12 protein-coding genes, 1 tRNA gene, 1 pseudogene and 1 riboswitch are annotated in these 14859 nt (G+C 53.4%); of the genes and pseudogenes, 8 read left to right on the top strand and 6 right to left on the bottom strand.

The features are described from left to right. Positions 1–19: 19 nt before the first annotated feature. On the top strand, positions 20–421 hold the full coding sequence (locus ACZ1HV_RS02725) for a rhodanese-like domain-containing protein (RefSeq protein WP_298816488.1): 402 nt from the start codon (positions 20–22) through the stop codon (positions 419–421). Between the two features lie 102 nt (positions 422–523). Here ACZ1HV_RS02725 and ACZ1HV_RS02720 read toward each other — a convergent pair whose 3' ends face one another. The 3 genes and pseudogenes from ACZ1HV_RS02720 to ACZ1HV_RS02710 form a co-directional block, all read right to left on the bottom strand. Then, positions 524–1072, bottom strand: coding sequence for an IclR family transcriptional regulator (locus tag ACZ1HV_RS02720; RefSeq protein ID WP_472718394.1), 549 nt, complete (start codon positions 1070–1072; stop codon positions 524–526). A 42-nt stretch (positions 1073–1114) separates the two neighbouring features. Continuing rightward, positions 1115–1243 (bottom strand): annotated as a pseudogene (locus ACZ1HV_RS02715) (helix-turn-helix domain-containing protein); the annotation flags it as partial. Positions 1244–1295: 52 nt separating this feature from the next. Then, the gene (locus ACZ1HV_RS02710) at positions 1296–3623 is read right to left on the bottom strand and encodes a molybdopterin-dependent oxidoreductase (RefSeq protein ID WP_472717241.1); all 2328 of its coding nucleotides are present in this window, start codon (positions 3621–3623) and stop codon (positions 1296–1298) included. A gap of 96 nt (positions 3624–3719) precedes the next feature. On the opposite strand from ACZ1HV_RS02710, the gene ACZ1HV_RS02705 reads away from it, so the two are divergent. Both ACZ1HV_RS02705 and ACZ1HV_RS02700 read left to right on the top strand, forming a co-directional pair. Continuing rightward, positions 3720–4877 (top strand): trans-sulfuration enzyme family protein, encoded by a 1158-nt coding sequence (locus ACZ1HV_RS02705; RefSeq protein WP_298816494.1) that lies wholly within the window; start codon positions 3720–3722, stop codon positions 4875–4877. Positions 4878–4885: 8 nt separating this feature from the next. Then, on the top strand, positions 4886–5521 hold the full coding sequence (locus ACZ1HV_RS02700) for a VOC family protein (protein WP_472717240.1): 636 nt from the start codon (positions 4886–4888) through the stop codon (positions 5519–5521). 61 nt (positions 5522–5582) lie between these two features. On the opposite strand, the gene ACZ1HV_RS02695 is transcribed toward ACZ1HV_RS02700, so the two are convergent. Next, on the bottom strand, positions 5583–6476 hold the full coding sequence (locus tag ACZ1HV_RS02695) for an MBL fold metallo-hydrolase (RefSeq protein WP_472717239.1): 894 nt from the start codon (positions 6474–6476) through the stop codon (positions 5583–5585). Between the two features lie 347 nt (positions 6477–6823). Here ACZ1HV_RS02695 and ACZ1HV_RS02690 point away from each other — a divergent pair, with 347 nt between their 5' ends. The 3 genes from ACZ1HV_RS02690 (at position 6824) to ACZ1HV_RS02680 (ending at position 10161) form a co-directional block, all read left to right on the top strand. After that, on the top strand, positions 6824–7864 hold the full coding sequence (locus ACZ1HV_RS02690) for an amino acid ABC transporter substrate-binding protein (RefSeq protein WP_298816500.1): 1041 nt from the start codon (positions 6824–6826) through the stop codon (positions 7862–7864). Positions 7865–7937: 73 nt separating this feature from the next. Continuing rightward, positions 7938–9071, top strand: coding sequence for an ABC transporter permease subunit (locus ACZ1HV_RS02685; RefSeq protein WP_472717238.1), 1134 nt, complete (start codon positions 7938–7940; stop codon positions 9069–9071). A gap of 1 nt (position 9072) precedes the next feature. Next, on the top strand, positions 9073–10161 hold the full coding sequence (locus tag ACZ1HV_RS02680) for an amino acid ABC transporter permease (protein WP_298964088.1): 1089 nt from the start codon (positions 9073–9075) through the stop codon (positions 10159–10161). Between the two features lie 51 nt (positions 10162–10212). On the opposite strand, the gene ACZ1HV_RS02675 is transcribed toward ACZ1HV_RS02680, so the two are convergent. Both ACZ1HV_RS02675 and ACZ1HV_RS02670 read right to left on the bottom strand, forming a co-directional pair. Further along, on the bottom strand, positions 10213–11949 hold the full coding sequence (locus ACZ1HV_RS02675; protein WP_472717237.1) for a sulfatase-like hydrolase/transferase: 1737 nt from the start codon (positions 11947–11949) through the stop codon (positions 10213–10215). Between the two features lie 603 nt (positions 11950–12552). Continuing rightward, a tRNA-Asn gene (locus ACZ1HV_RS02670) sits at positions 12553–12628 on the bottom strand. A 322-nt stretch (positions 12629–12950) separates the two neighbouring features. Further along, a riboswitch (cobalamin riboswitch) is annotated at positions 12951–13160 on the top strand. Between the two features lie 34 nt (positions 13161–13194). Between ACZ1HV_RS02670 and cobU the strand changes: the two genes are divergently transcribed. Together cobU and cobW are read left to right on the top strand one after the other, a co-directional pair. After that, positions 13195–13746: a bifunctional adenosylcobinamide kinase/adenosylcobinamide-phosphate guanylyltransferase gene (gene cobU / locus ACZ1HV_RS02665; protein WP_298815104.1), complete on the top strand. Its 552-nt coding sequence runs from the start codon at positions 13195–13197 to the stop codon at positions 13744–13746. Continuing rightward, positions 13743–14846, top strand: a complete 1104-nt coding sequence (gene cobW / locus ACZ1HV_RS02660) for a cobalamin biosynthesis protein CobW (protein ID WP_298815108.1) — start codon at positions 13743–13745, stop codon at positions 14844–14846. The genes cobU and cobW overlap by 4 nt, the downstream gene beginning before the upstream one ends. Positions 14847–14859 lie beyond the last annotated feature (13 nt).

Below are 14859 nucleotides of genomic sequence, written 5' to 3'. Positions count from 1 at the left end.
TACCGGAACAGTGAGTGAGATGAAAAAGCTTTCCAAAAATTCCGCCAGCATGGTCGCCGAAGCCCGTTCCCGCATTGAAGAAATCGAAATTCAAGACCTGATCAACATGCTGGACGACCCAAATGTCGTGGTGGTCGACATACGCGATGTGCGTGAGCGCCAACGGTCTGGATTCATTCCCGGAAGTGTACATGCACCCAGAGGAATGGTCGAATTCTGGGTCGATCCGGAAAGCCCGTATTTCAAGGAAGTTTTTGGAGAGGACAAGAAATTTGTCTTCCATTGTGCCTCCGGTTGGCGGTCAGCGCTGACAGTCGCCACGCTTCAGGACATGGGATTTGAAGCATCTCATTTGCGGGAAGGCTTCTCACAATGGGTAAAGCAAGAAGGTCCCGTCGAAATGCCTGAACCCAAATCTTGAATTGAAATTCAATTCGGACTTTCAAATTCGACGGAATAGGGCAGCGACCGACAAAATGTCGGTCTCCTGTTCACAGGGTAGGCTTTAAAGAAACTTAAACTGTCAGACGCGCGTGAGCTTGCGAGAAACGGCCTCGGCAGCGTGTGCTGAAAGAGCGCCAAAGCGTTCCTCACCGTCATCGGGAAGATTGACGTTTGGTACCGAAATACCGATTGCAGCCACCGCTTCGCCATCGGGCAGTTTGATTGCGGCCCCGAAACTTAAGATCCGGTCACGAAATTCTCCGGTATCATAAGCATAGCCGCGCATTCTCGTTGCTTCGATGTCTTCGTCCAGCTGGCTCAGGGTTGTCATCGTTCGACCGGTGAAGCCGGGCAGTGGCTCGGACAGCTTTTCTCGCAATCTTTCATAGTTGGCAGCCAGAATAGCTTTGCCTGTGCCAACGCAATGGATTGGCGCAGAACCGCCAATCGGATTCCAGGAGCGTATCGGCTTCTTGCTTTCAATCTTGTCGATGTAGACGACATTGAACTGTTCAGGCACGGCGAGATAGATGGTTTCACCGGTTTCATCGGCGAGATAGGCCATCTCCGGCGCGGCGAGTTCTCTAAGATTGAGACTGTCGACGGTCGAACGTCCGACTTGCCACATCTTGAGTGTGACAGCATACGCTCCGTCCTCTCTTTGAGTGACGTAGCCGAGCCGTGAAAGCGTCTGTAGAAGTCGAAAAGTGTTCGACTTGGTCAAATCCAGCGAACGTGAGATTTCAGTAACGCCGAGTGCGCTACGGGCTTCTGCCAGCTTTTCAAGTATCGCCAAGCCTTTGGAAAGTGTGGAATCTACTTTTGCTTCAGTCGCTTTTTTTCTGACATTTTCACGTTTCGCTGGTCATTTTCGGCACTGTAGCCGACGCATCTGCAAAGGTAAATCGCGGTGGAGCGTGTGCTTCAACGTCAGGTGCCTGTCCTTCAATTGGCATGATTTCGACATATGCGGAGTGAGCAGCAGGGCTTTGAGTGAGTGAGGACGTCCTAAGATCATGGGTGAGGACATTGGGATTGCCGTGGCGGTCGCGATGGTGTGGGTGTTTGAACTCCGGATCATACCAGGCGCCAGTCCACAGGAAGGCGCAGCCCCGTCGAATGTCATCCGTGATCCTGGCCCCGGCCAGACACTGCCCACGGTCATTTCGCAATTCGACAATGTCTCCATCCTTGATTTGCCGCTTTGCAGCGTCTTCCGGATGAAGCAGGACCGGCTCGCGGCCATCTATTTTTGCTGCAAGGCTGGTCGCGCCGTTGTCAAGCTGGCTATGCAGCCGCGTGCCAGGTTGACCGGAAAGGAGTGATAGCGGGTAGCGTTCGTTCAATCCCACTTCTTTGTCTCTTGGTTCAAACCAGCTGGCGTGACCAGGACAATCCGGCAAATTCATTTCAGCAATTGCGTGTGAATACAACTCAATCAGACCTGATGGCGTCGGCAGTGCATTGTCTTGAGGGTTCTCGCGAAACTCTGCCAGAAAAACCTGCTCGGGTGACGGGTCCGGCAATGTAACGATATCTCCGTCCAGAAAAGTGTTCCAGTCGGGTAGGTCAATGCCATTCTCAGTAGCTGCTTTTCTGGTTTCGTCCCAAAGACGCATCAGCCATCCTGCTTCATCAAGCCCCTCGGAAAAGTTCTGGTGATTTCCCAGCCGTTTTGAAAGGGCGCAAAAGATCTCATATTCAGTGAGAGCTTCTCCTGGCGGCGAAACAGCTGCCGGCATTGGAATTAGGGCATTGTCAGATTTGCCCGCACCGAAGTCGTTTCTTTCCTGAGGTGCTGCAACTGGTAAAACGATGTCCGCATGCCGGGCCGTCGCAGTCCAGTTCATCTCATTGACGATTACTGTCTCAGGTCGTGAAAAGGCCTTGCGGAGCCTGTTGAGATCCTGGTGGTGGTGGAATGGGTTGCCGCCGGCCCACCAAACCAGTTTGATATCCGGGAATGTCCGCGTTTCGCCAAGGTACTTATACTGCCCAAGTGGATTGAGAAGCATTTCCGATATCATGGCGACCGGAATGCAGTCTGACACCGCGGATCTTCCCTGCGGCAGGGCACCCGGTCGAAAGGGGCGTTCCATATTGCCTATATTGCCGTTCACGCCATATCCGATTGTGAAACCTCCGCCCGGCAGTCCAATCTGTCCAAGCATCGCCGCCAGAGAAATTGTCATCCAAAGCGGTTGTTCTCCAAAATCGGCACGCTGCAAGCTTGCAGCGCAAGAAATCATGGTGCGTTTCGAAGCCATCTCTCGAGCAAGGTCGCGCAAGCTTTCAGATGGAATGCCTGAAATGCCCGCAGCCCAACTAGCCGACTTTGCAACGCCATCCATTTCTCCAACCAGGTAGGCTGCGAGCCTGTCAAAGCCAGTTGTGTATGTGTCGAGGAATTCCCTGTCGTGAAGGTTTTCAGTCAAAAGCGTATGGGCAATTCCCATCATGACCGCGACATCTGTTCCTGGAAGCGGAGCGAGCCACTCGGCGGGAATGTCTGACGAAAGATCACTGCGTATCGGGCTGAAATTCACAAATCGGACACCTGCATCTGCACAGGACTTAAGGTTTGTCTTTATCCGGTGTCGGGATATGCCGCCGTCGCTGACTTGCGTGTTGCGCGTTGCGAGGCCACCGAACAGCACCACAAGTTCGCTGTGTTTTGCCACAACGGTCCAACGCGTCGCCTGGGCGACGTGTTTGCGATAGTCGCCCAAAATAAACGGCATCAAGCCCAACGCAGCATTATAGCTGTAGTTGCCTTCGGATCGGACAAAACCGCCTAGCGTGTTCAGGAACCGCTTCAATTGGCTTTGCGCATGATGGAACCGGCCAGCGCTCGACCAGCCATATGAACCGGCAAAAATGGCATTGTTGCCATAGGTGCTTTTAACCCGACTGATCTCACCTGCCAGCAGGTCAATCATTTCGGGCCAGGAGAGTTCGACAAAGGCATCTTCGCCGCGCGCTGCGGAGCCTGGGCCATTCTCTAGCCAGCCTTTTCGCACAGCAGGTTTCAGCACACGCGCGCGACCGTTCAGGCTTTGGGCGATGTTTCCGGAAATTTGAGAAGGATTCGGATCGTCGGGGTGAGGAAGAACCGAGACAATGCGGCCGTCGGCGACATTAACGTAGCCTGGACCCCAATGATTTGACGTCAATTTCATATTGTTTCGCTAATCAGAACGAATTTTCCGTATATTGACACACATAATGCCGAGTGTCATCATTTCAACACGACACAATTTCTGGAGCCACCCAAAATGACTAAAACAAACCTGGCGGATGCCCTGGTGCATGGCGCTCGGCCAGGCGGGCCCGTCGGAAAACAGGTGAACTGGCCGGTCGAACTCGGTTCAACGGTGGTTTTCAGCACTCTTGAGGAATTTGAGATTGCAAAGGAGGCGCGATATGAAAACGGGACACCCTATTACGGCCGATACGGAAATAATGCCACGTTTTCGCTTGAGCGCCTACTCGCCGAGTTGGACGAGGCTCATGGGGCAACGCTGACGTCATCAGGCGTCTCGGCCATCACGTCGACACTGCTTGCTCTCGCCAGGCCCGGGGATCACCTCCTGGTGGCAGAAAATCTCTATGGCAATACACGAGCGTTCTGCGACGGCTTGTTGAGGTCAATGAACATTGACATCGAACCCTTTGATCCGATGGAAGCTATTGGTGAGAAGATCCGGCCCGGTACCTGCGCCATCATGGCTGAGGCTCCAGGTTCTGGAACTTTCGAAGTCTGCGATCTGCCGGAGATCGGGCGTCAGGCCAAAGCAAGAGGGGTACCGGTTGTCTTTGACAACACCTGGGGATCGCCGGTTTTCTGCAATCCGCTAACCCTCGGTGCGGATGTCGTTGTCTATTCCGGGTCGAAACACCTTTGTGGACATTCTGACGCGATGCTCGGTGTTATCGCGGCCACGGAGAAATACCACAGCAGAATACGCCGAACAGTCATGTCGCTCGGGGACAAGCCCGGCGCACAGGAGGTTTTCCTGGCGCTTAGAGGGCTGAGAACGCTCAAGATGCGTATGGAACATCAAAACAAAGCCGGCATTGAGATGGCTTCATGGCTTGCCGGTTTGCCAGAAGTGGATCGCTTACTGCACCCGGCTTTTGAGAGCTGCCCCGGTCATCGGATCTGGAAAAGAGACTTTTCTGGTGCTGCGGGACTGTTTTCGGTCATTTTCAGGCCGTGTCCGGAAGTCCGGTTCCGTGCCTTTGTCGACGCGTTGACATGTTTCGGGATAGGCGTCAGCTGGGGCGGATATGAAAGCCTCGTTCTTCCCATGACAAGCGAACGTAGCCGCAAACTGGGGCAGGGTCCTCTGCTGCGGTTCAATATTGGTTTCGATGATCTTGAAACCCTGAAGGCAGATGTCACTCAGGCTTTAAAATTTCTCCAAGGATAGTTTAAAATATGCAAAACAAAATCGACCATATCGCTATTGGGTGCAAAGACCTCGACAGCGGCGCGGCTGCGATGGAGACCATCCTCGATGTTGCGGTGCCGCTTGGCGGAAAACATGCGGCCATGAGTACGCACAACCGCGTTATGCAAGCAGGCAATGAAAGCTTTTTTGAGCTGATTTCAATCGACCCTGAGGCGCCAGAACCTGGACGTGTTCGCTGGTTTTCGCTGGGCGACGCGAACACACAGCGCAGGTTGAACGAACGTCCACGTGCATTGACCTGGGTTGTGAACACCAGCGACCTTGATGCCGTCGTTGCAGACAGTCCGGTCGATCTTGGTGACGTCGTCGACTTTGCCCGGGGCGACAGAACCTGGCGCTTAACGGTTCCAGAAGATGGAAGCTTGCCGGGAGAAGGGCTGCTACCTGCCTTTATCGAATGGTCTCCCGGACCGCATCCATCGACCGGGCAGCAGGATCTTGGAGTTCGGCTTCAATCCGTCAGACTGTCACACCCCGAGCCCGAACAGTTGGTGTCTCTGCTAAAGGCGCTGAATATTGATCATCTTGCTGAGGTGGTCAAAGGAGAGCCGGGCCTCTCATTCGTTCTGAAAACACCCAATGGTACCGCCGAGCTGGACTAGATCCAGACTCGGACACAGCAACTTATCCATAATTCAAGTTTTGGGTGGGGCGCTCGCCCGCCTAAAGCTCGTTGATTGGAACCTTCAAAAAAGTACGGCCGGTGTCGTCCGAAGGCGGCAATTGTCCGGCGCGCATGTTGACCTGCAAAGATGGAATGATCAGTTTTGGCATCGCCAACTGGGCGTCCCGTTCGGTCCGGAACTTGACGAACTCTTCTTTGCTTTTGCCGCCGCCGACATGGATGTTGTGTTCTTTTTCCTCGCCGACAGTCGTCTCCCACTGGATCTCGCGGCCGTTCTGTCCATAGTCGTGGCACATGAAGAGGCGCATATCATCCGGAAGGGCAAGAACCTTCTGAATTGAATCATAGAGGGTTGCCGCATCCCCTCCGGGAAAGTCAGCCCGGGCGGACCCGCTGTCGGGCATAAATAGCGTGTCACCTGTAAAAGTGGCGTTCCCCATGACGTGAACCATGCAAGCGGGTGTGTGACCGGGTGTGCACATGACCATGGCGGTCATCTCACCGATCTTATAGGTGTCACCGTCCTTGAAAAGCATGTCAAACTGACTGCCATCGCGCTGAAACTCCGTACCTTCATTGAAGATCTTGCCAAAAGTTTCCTGGATGACGGTGATCTTTTCGCCAATGCCAAGTTTGCCGCCGAGCTGTTTTTGAATGTATGGCGCACCTGAAAGGTGGTCGGCATGGACATGGGTCTCGATCAGCCATTCTAGCTCGAGCTCGTTGTCGCGGATGTGGGCAATGATCTCATCGGCATGATCATATGTTATGCGTCCTGCCGCGTAGTCTATGTCCATGACACTGTCGACCACGGCACAGGCTGAAGACGAGGGGTCCTTGACGACATAACTGATTGTATTCGTCGCCGGATCAAAGAAGGCTTTCACCTCTGGTTTGACGCTCAAGTCGACCGGGTAATTTGAACCGCTCATTCATGTCTCCTCATATGCCATTGCGCCAAGTGTGCGTTCCGGAACCCGCAGCTATCAAGTCTTGAACACGCGGAAATTCCAAATTTCTTTAGGGGCCCGATTTGCCTTCACCGCTTTCGGCGGTCATTCGATCACACCCTAAATCGGGTGGCCTGGATCAGTTTCAACCGCCCCTGCATGCCTAGTAATCATGCGTTCGTTCCAATATTTGCTCATTTCCCCGCCAGTTTCGCAGAATTTCGATCAGTTTTTCCGCGATTTGGAGAATTCACTTGACTCATTTTTGAGTGTTCGTAACCTACTAAATGGAACAAGTGTTCCGATATATAAAACAGGGAACAGCTAAAATGGCAACCAGTATTGCAAAAATCGCCTGCGCGGTTGCGTTCGCAGCAGGTGTTGCAGCCCCGGTTACGGCGTTTTCGAAAAGCGCGACGGTGACGGAGATCGAAGAGCGGGGCACGCTCCTGTGCAGCGGCCACAACGGCAGCTACTTCGGGTTTGTGGAGGTGAACGACAAAAACGAATGGAAAGGGCTGGACATCGACATGTGCCGAGCCCTCACGACAGCGATCCTGGGGGATCCTGACAAGGCTCAAATCGTTCCCTTGAGCTGGGCCCAAAGGTTCCCCGCGCTGCAATCCGGGGATGTCGACGTCATCATCAAGGCAACCGGCTGGACCATGGGTCGCGACACTGAAGTCGGCTTGCAGTTCAGTTTGCCGTACTTCTTCGGTGGCACACAATTCATGGCACATGGCGACCTTGGCATAACCGAGGCCAAGGAACTTGACGGCGGGACGATCTGCGTTGAAGCCGGCACCACTATTGAAAGGCTCGCAGGCAACTATCTGAAAACCATCGGTGTCGAACACACTATGGTGTCCTACGAAAAGGCATCGGAACTGCGCGCAGCTTACCTCGCAAACCGCTGCGACGCCTTTGCTGCCTGGGGTCCGTTCCTGGCTGTTTTGCGTGCAACTGAGCTGGAAAAGCCCGATGCACACATCATCTTGTCAGACCAGCTCTCCAACGAACCGATTGCTGCTGCAATGCGCCAGGGCGACGAGGAATTCGTCGACATGGTCAACTGGATGATCGCAGCATTGCTGATTGCCGAAGAAGAAGGGGTGACTTCCGCCAATGTGGAAGAAATGGCTGCCAATCCGCCGAACCCGAAAATCGCACGGCTTTTGGGCGTCGACCCTGGCATGGGCGAACGTCTCGGCATCCGGGATACCTGGGCACGTGAAATGATTGCAGCCACAGGAAACTTTGGAGAAATCTACGATCGCAACCTGGGTGAGGGATCTCCTTACAAACTTGACCGTGGCCTGAACAACCTCTGGAGCCATGGCGGCGTACTTTACGCGCCTATTCTCGACTGATCCGTGTTCGCAAGGCGGCAAGGCATTTTGTCTTGCCGCCTTTCTATTGTGTTGCGGCAAGGAGGATCCCGGAATGGATGCTGCGGCTCTCAAGACCAGGCGGAAACGCCGTGAACTTATTTTGCAGACCTTGCTGGTCGTTGCAGTTGCCCTGATCGTATGGGCCGCGATTTCAACGGCTCAGACGAAGCTGGACGAGCTCAACATGACGAGCGGCTTCGGATTTCTGGAGCGGGCAACTGGTTGGGCTTACTCGTTTTCACTGATCGACCGATCAATTGACGACAGTTACTCCAGAACGCTGTTGATTGGTTTCATGAACACATTGTTCCTCGGACTGATTTGCATCGTGCTGTCCACCATCCTCGGGTTTGCCATCGGCACTGCCAGGGACGCGCGGCAACTGGGCCTCAACGCGGTCGCAACCGTCTATATTCAGCTCTTCCGAAACTTGCCGCTGATATTGCAGCTTGTCTTTTGGTACGCGGTACTGATCCATATGCCGGGACCTCGGCAGGCATATTCGCTGGGTGACGCGTTATTTCTCTCAAACAGGGGAATGATGCTGCCTGCACTGAATGTTTCGCCGTTAGTGGTCCTCGGAATTTTCGCCTGCCTGGTTCTGCTTGGGTTCGTCATCTTTCGAATAAAGAGCCTTCAATTCCTTCACAAGCTTGGTCTCTGGCTGGTCGCCAGTATTGGTCTGACGTTGACCCTTGCATCCATGTTTGCACCGGCGGAATCTTCCATGTTCTCCCTTCCGGTGCAGAAGGGCCTGAGATTTCAGGGGGTGACCGTTTCAATTGAACTTGTCGCAATGATCCTTGCGATCACGCTTTACGGGTCTGCCTATATTGCCGAAGTGGTTCGTGGAGGACTGCACGAAGTGCCGAGCGGATTGACCGAAGCCGGCAAGGCTCTCGGCCTCTCGTCTCGCTCTATCTGGTTTCACATCAAGATTCCGATGGCGTTGCGCACGATCATGCCCCCGCTCGGCAATCAGTGGATCTTCATCATGAAGGCGACGACGCTCGGTGTCGCAATTGGGTTCAGTGATCTCTTCTATATCGTGTCGACGTCAATCACCCAGTCCGGACAAACGCTTGAGCTGATGGGGTTGTTGATGCTGTCCTTCCTGCTAATCAACTATTCACTGGCTCAGATCGTCAACTTCATCAATGCGCGCCTTGCGCTGAAAGGGCACTGACATGGCGATTGCGAGCGAATACACCGGTTCTTCGGACAGGTGGGGCCAACTTGCCAAAACTCTGAAGAAGCGAGCGTTTCGAAGCCCAAGCGACACGTTGACCAGCGTCTTCATTTTCGGGCTGATGCTTTATATGGCCTGGATGCTGGTTGACTGGGCACTCTTCAGTGCTGTCTGGCGGGCTGAAGACGTTGAGCACTGTGCCGAAGCAGGCGGAGCGTGTTGGTCGGTTATTGCCGCGCGTCACCGATTGATACTGTTTGGACTTTATCCCTATGACCTTCATTGGCGCTCAACGCTGGCATGCATAGCAATCGTGGCAACGGTTGTTCTGTCTTGCCTGCCACACTTCTGGAGCACCAGCAAACTGGTTACCCTCTGGATTGTCGGTTTTGGAACCTACGTCCTGCTGATGGATGGCAGCCTTCTGGGCCAGGCTCAGGTTACCACCGATCAATGGGGCGGGTTGGCACTCACCCTTTTCATGTTTTCTGCAGTTGTTCTGCTTGGCATGCCGATGGGGCTTTTGCTGGCGCTTGCAAGGCGATCTCGATTGCCGGCTGTCAAGGGAGCGGCTTCTCTGCTGATCGATTTCATTCGCTCGCTGCCTTTGCTGACAACTCTTTTTGCTGCTGCCGTCGTGATACCACTTCTTCTGCCCGACTGGCTGAACGGCGACAAGATCTGGCGGGTCATCGTCGGTTTCGCGTTGTTTTTCGCGTGTTATCAGGCTGAGGTGTTTCGCGGTGGCTTCCAGGCGATCCCAAAAGGGCAATTTGAGGCAGGTAGAGCGCTGGGGCTGACATCGTTCCAGATCCTGTCCCGCATCGTGATGCCGCAAGTATTCCGGCATGCTTTGCCGTCAACGATCAACATGGTTGTGGTCACGTTCAAAGAGACTGCGATCGTGATCATCATCGGTTTCTTTGATGTTCTCGCTTCCGCGAATGCCGCGTTCGGTACCGTAGAGTGGGCACCGTATTACATCGAGGTTTATGCGTTCGTCGGCGCGATCTACTGGATCTTCATCTTTTCGCTCAGCCAGTATGGCGAGTATTTGAAAGGGCGCATGTCAGTCGCAAAGCGTTAGTTCGGGACGCGGCATTGTTCCAATTGCGGACCGCAAACAGGCAGGGGCCGGTCAATCGACCCTTGCCGTTTCAGCCTGAACATACTCGCGCTTATGTGTACCGCTCTGACTGTGTTCGATGCGTGCATCAGAGCAGGAACTCTGGTTCGCACGGCAATCATAGTGGGCGTCCAGACGCCCTTCGACGTCGCAAGATTGGAAGAGACCCATGCACTCGTCGCGCATGTTGCGTAGATCTGCCTGAATTGGCGTTAAGGGGATCCCAGCGATTTCAAGAAGAGTGACACCAAGAAACTGCAGGTCCAGGCGTTCGAAAGACGGCACTGGTGCGGCAAGGTCCGTCTTGAGGGGCTGAACTTGGAAGGACGTCATGTAAGCGCCGGACTCTTTGTTGGCGAGCGGGGCCGGACCTTCGCGGCGACGCCAGTAATCCAAGGTCAGACCGGGTTGATGATCGCCGAATTCAAGAACGACCGTTGGTTGGCTGAGGGCTGCCACCTGGTTGGTGAATTCTTCCAGATCTTCACGGCTTATGGCAAGGCGTCTGAAATACTCATTGATTTCGCTGTCCGTGCTGAAAGGCTCTCCGGCGACTGTCCGGTCCGGCTCCATCCTGTAGTTCCAGGGCGAGTGGGCGGACATGGTTAGTACGAACATGAAGACCGGGCGGTCGTCGTTTTGCCGATGTTCCTTAAGAACGCTAAGCGCATTGTTATAGTAAAATGAGTCGGATTCTTGCGTCGACGGTGCCTTCATATCGTGCTGATCGATAAATGTTTCAAAGCCGATCGACTCCATAAAACGACCTTCATTGACGAAGGAGTAATGGAGTGGTGACAGGAAAACCGTGTGGTATCCGCAGTCGGAAAGATACTGTACTAAAGACTGCCGGATTCGCCCTTCCAGAATGAAGTTTGAGTAGCTGGTCAACCAGCCAAGATCCGCTATCGGCAAGCCGGAAACGAAACCAGCTGTCGTAATCCAGGTTCCACCTGAAAACGTCTCGACTTTAAGGGGCCTAAGCGTCTCGTCTGGACCATTGAACGCTCCCTCTAATTCTTTGGGAATTTCTCCATCGTAGAAAATTTCAGGCGGAACAATCGATTCTGCCTGAACAACGAGAATATCGGGCTTCGACACGAGTTGTTTGCAAACTCCGTGCGTTTCCACTTCGCCATCCAAGGAGGCAACTTCCCGGTCTAGAAGTTCCAGAAGCGGAATAGGGTCTCTCAGATTTGCCAGGTGCTTCATCGATGTGAACACGGAGGTGATGTAGCGGAAGCGCATCAGGTCTTCGACACCGCTGAACGTGCGCGGTTGAAATGCAATTGCAAGCGCGACGCACAAGGGGAATGCAATGAGTGCTTTCCGTCTGCTTTTCGAAGACGGTGTTTCGTACCAGCCAAAAACGAAAAGCGCTGCCAACGCCCCCAGAAACAACGCGATCACGCCGACTACAAGAGGCAGGAAACCATCGAGTAGGAACGCCAATGTCCCGGGATTAAATGCAAAATAATAGATGTCCACGATGTTCGGAGCGACCGACATCCACTTGACTTTTGCATAAGAGACAAACGCGATCAGCGCTACGACGGCCAGGCCGAAATAGATTGAAGTCTTGATCCGCCCAGTCAGTACCACCGAAAAGGCGATTACGGCAAATGTGATGAAATACGCCATCGGCAGGGTTACGACCATGCGTTCCGCCAACGCAACGCCTGCGATCCCGAGGAGCAACGTAAGACCAATAACTCTTCGGTCAAAAAAGAAATCTACCAGCCGCCGCATCTCATCCTCTGCAGGTGTTTTTCGTTGTTTTGTTAGCCTGCTAATCGCAAGCCTTGACTTATCTTGATTGGTTGGTTTTTCAATGCCTGCGTCGGCTCAATGTTTCCTTAAGGTTAACCGCAGCACCTCGGCTTAATCGCCTGCCAAGTGCTTCACATACCAATTTATTCGATAAAAAGTCTACGTGATATATGTATTAAATTTCGTTAATTAAGAACTCGTCAAAACAGAAAACAAAAAAAGATCAGTAAGATTTCGACAGATGGGAATTATTACTTTGAACTAACCAATAAATATATTCTGAGAACTGTCTCTGAAGAACACAAACACAGCGTTTTCGCAACTTAAACGCATCTAATGGCACAGGTCCTGTTTTCCGGTTTTCCTGTCATGTTTGAATAGAACGGCATCTAAGCAACGAAATTTTTTTCCGAGCGGCAAGATGTACCCATCGGCAGGCATGTCTGCATCCAAATAAGTCGGAAACAACTGCTGAGTGAATGATCGCAAATCTGCCTTTGCGCGAGGTGGCACAACTTTAATGCCATCCGTCCCCGTCGCATGCTGCGAGGCAAAATCAAATATTTTCAGGAAGAAGGTGGATGGCTCCCCAGGCCGGACTCGAACCAGCGACCCAGCGATTAACAGTCGCTTGCTCTACCAACTGAGCTACTGGGGATCACCACGCTCGGGGCCAGCAGTGCTGCCCCGTCGATGGAGAAGCGTATATCAAAGGCTTGCTCCGTTTGCCAAGCCCAAAAGGCCTATTTTTTCATCGAGCCGTCAGTTTTTTGTTTCTGGTGTGGAAAACTTCATATTTATCAGATGAGTAGTCGCAATAGCCACTTTTGACATTCCAGCCATTGACTGCCTGGCATCGTCATATTGGTTCTGCAAGGCCAACGATTTTCACGAAGGCTGAGATATATGATGTCACGCCGGCTGGATTTGCTCATTTTGCGGAAGCGCCAACACCAGTGCTTGTGCCTTGAACAGGATAAGGCTAGGAAGGATCTGACGGTTCCGGAGAAGGTCAGGCCTGATCCGGATGAAACGGGAATCCGGTGCCGGCTATCTGCCTTAAACCGGAGCTGCCCCCGCAACTGTAAGCGGTGAGCGTTAGCGCGAAGATCCACTGGTGAAGAGACCGGGAAGGGGCGCAAACGCGTTTAACCGCGAGCCAGGAGACCGGCCGTCAATGCTGCAACCCTTTGGCGCTGTCGGGCGGACGGCTGGGAGACTGGATTGACGAACAAAAGTATTTCCCGGGCCACCCTTGTCCTTGGCGGAGCACGCTCCGGAAAAAGCCGGTTTGCCGAGCAACTGGTTGCCGGAACCGGCATGGATAAGGTTTACATCGCAACCGGGGCAGCGTTCGATGCTGAAATGGAAAACCGGATCGCTGCCCATCGTGATCAGCGCGGACCATTGTGGAGGACGATAGAAGAACAAACGGATCTGACGTCCGTGCTTCAACGCGAAAGCCTGGCGAACACGGTTGTCCTCGTGGATTGTCTGACGCTTTGGCTTTCCAACCTCTATTTCGCTGAAAAAGACATTGTCGCCGAAACAGCATGTTTGTGCGAAGCCGTCGCGTCGCTGCAGGGACCGTGCGTTTTTGTGTCAAACGAAGTTGGCATGGGAATTGTGCCGGAGAACCGACTTTCCAGGTCGTTTCGCGATGCACAGGGACGTCTTAATCAGGATATTGCGAAAGTCTGTGAAAAGGTCGTTTTCGTAGCGGCCGGCCTGCCAATGGTATTGAAACCCAACTCTCAACCGGACATCAAACTATGACCACTTCCTTTGGAACTCCGGGCGCAAAAATCCCGGCCACAATCGTCACCGGGTTTCTGGGGGCCGGGAAAACCACGCTTATTCGAAATCTGTTGCAGAACGCCGGAGGCAAGCGAATTGCACTGATCGTCAATGAGTTTGGCGACATGGGTTTTGACGGTTCGCTGGTGAATGGCTGTGCGGATCCTGAATGCGCGGCTGATGAAGTGGTTGAACTGACCAATGGATGTATTTGCTGCACAGTTGCAGACGACTTCCTGCCCACAATGGAAATGTTGCTTGCGCGGGAAACGCCGCCCGAGCACATCGTCATTGAAACTTCCGGCCTGGCGTTGCCTCAACCGCTGGTGCGGGCGTTTTCCTGGCCAAGCGTCAAACCAAAGGTGACCGTCGACGGTGTTGTCACAGTGCTTGATGCTGCGGCCCTGGCAGAAGGACGAATCTCGCTTGACGAAGAAGCTCTGGAGGCGCAGCGCGCGGCTGACGAGGCCCTGGATCACGAGAGCCCGGTTGAAGAACTCTTTCATGATCAGTTGCGTTGCGCAGATCTGGTTGTGCTCAACAAGGCCGACCTTGTTTCTGAAACTGCACTGAACGACGTGCTTGATCGAATTTCGGAAGACGTGCGCCCGGCGGTTCACATCGTATCGTCTGAGAAAGGAACTCTTCCGATTGAAGTTCTTCTTGGACGTGGATCTGCTGCCGAAGATGACATGTCAGACAGGCATGAGCATCACCACCACCACGACCACGACGACCATGACCATGACCATGAAGATGAGGATCACCATCATCACGATCATCACCACCATGATGATTTCGAAAGTCATGTCCTGTCGGTATCCACGTTCGGCAGTTTGAAGCAAGCTGAAGACCGAGTTTTGGAAGCAATGTCGCTGAAGGGGGTTCTCAGGATCAAAGGTGCCGTCGCAATTGAGGGCAAAGCAGCACCTGCCATGGTTCAAGCCGTGGGACCGAGGGTTGAAACCTGGTTCGCTGCTGGAGCCGAGAGTTCCGGGCGCCTTGTCGTGATCGGCCTGAAGGGGTTGGACTTTGATGCTGTTAGATCTGTTCTCGGCGGTTTGAAGGCCGCCGCTTAAGAGCCAAGAAAGT

The sequence above is a fragment of the Roseibium sp. JB4-4 genome, assembly GCF_055693425.1.
The sequence above is the reverse complement of the archived record's forward strand: the minus strand, read 5'-3'. Positions and strand labels throughout refer to the sequence as shown.

Excerpts from the sequence above, each read along its gene's own strand:
- ACZ1HV_RS02725 (WP_298816488.1), top strand. The coding sequence starts at position 20 with ATGAAAAAGCTTTCCAAAAATTCCGCCAGCATGGTCGCCGAAGCCCGT.
- ACZ1HV_RS02720 (WP_472718394.1), bottom strand. The coding sequence starts at position 1,072 with ATGTGGCAAGTCGGACGTTCGACCGTCGACAGTCTCAATCTTAGAGAA.
- ACZ1HV_RS02710 (WP_472717241.1), bottom strand. The coding sequence starts at position 3,623 with ATGAAATTGACGTCAAATCATTGGGGTCCAGGCTACGTTAATGTCGCC.
- ACZ1HV_RS02705 (WP_298816494.1), top strand. The coding sequence starts at position 3,720 with ATGACTAAAACAAACCTGGCGGATGCCCTGGTGCATGGCGCTCGGCCA.
- ACZ1HV_RS02700 (WP_472717240.1), top strand. The coding sequence starts at position 4,886 with ATGCAAAACAAAATCGACCATATCGCTATTGGGTGCAAAGACCTCGAC.
- ACZ1HV_RS02695 (WP_472717239.1), bottom strand. The coding sequence starts at position 6,476 with ATGAGCGGTTCAAATTACCCGGTCGACTTGAGCGTCAAACCAGAGGTG.
- ACZ1HV_RS02690 (WP_298816500.1), top strand. The coding sequence starts at position 6,824 with ATGGCAACCAGTATTGCAAAAATCGCCTGCGCGGTTGCGTTCGCAGCA.
- ACZ1HV_RS02685 (WP_472717238.1), top strand. The coding sequence starts at position 7,938 with ATGGATGCTGCGGCTCTCAAGACCAGGCGGAAACGCCGTGAACTTATT.
- ACZ1HV_RS02680 (WP_298964088.1), top strand. The coding sequence starts at position 9,073 with ATGGCGATTGCGAGCGAATACACCGGTTCTTCGGACAGGTGGGGCCAA.
- ACZ1HV_RS02675 (WP_472717237.1), bottom strand. The coding sequence starts at position 11,949 with ATGCGGCGGCTGGTAGATTTCTTTTTTGACCGAAGAGTTATTGGTCTT.
- cobW (WP_298815108.1), top strand. The coding sequence starts at position 13,743 with ATGACCACTTCCTTTGGAACTCCGGGCGCAAAAATCCCGGCCACAATC.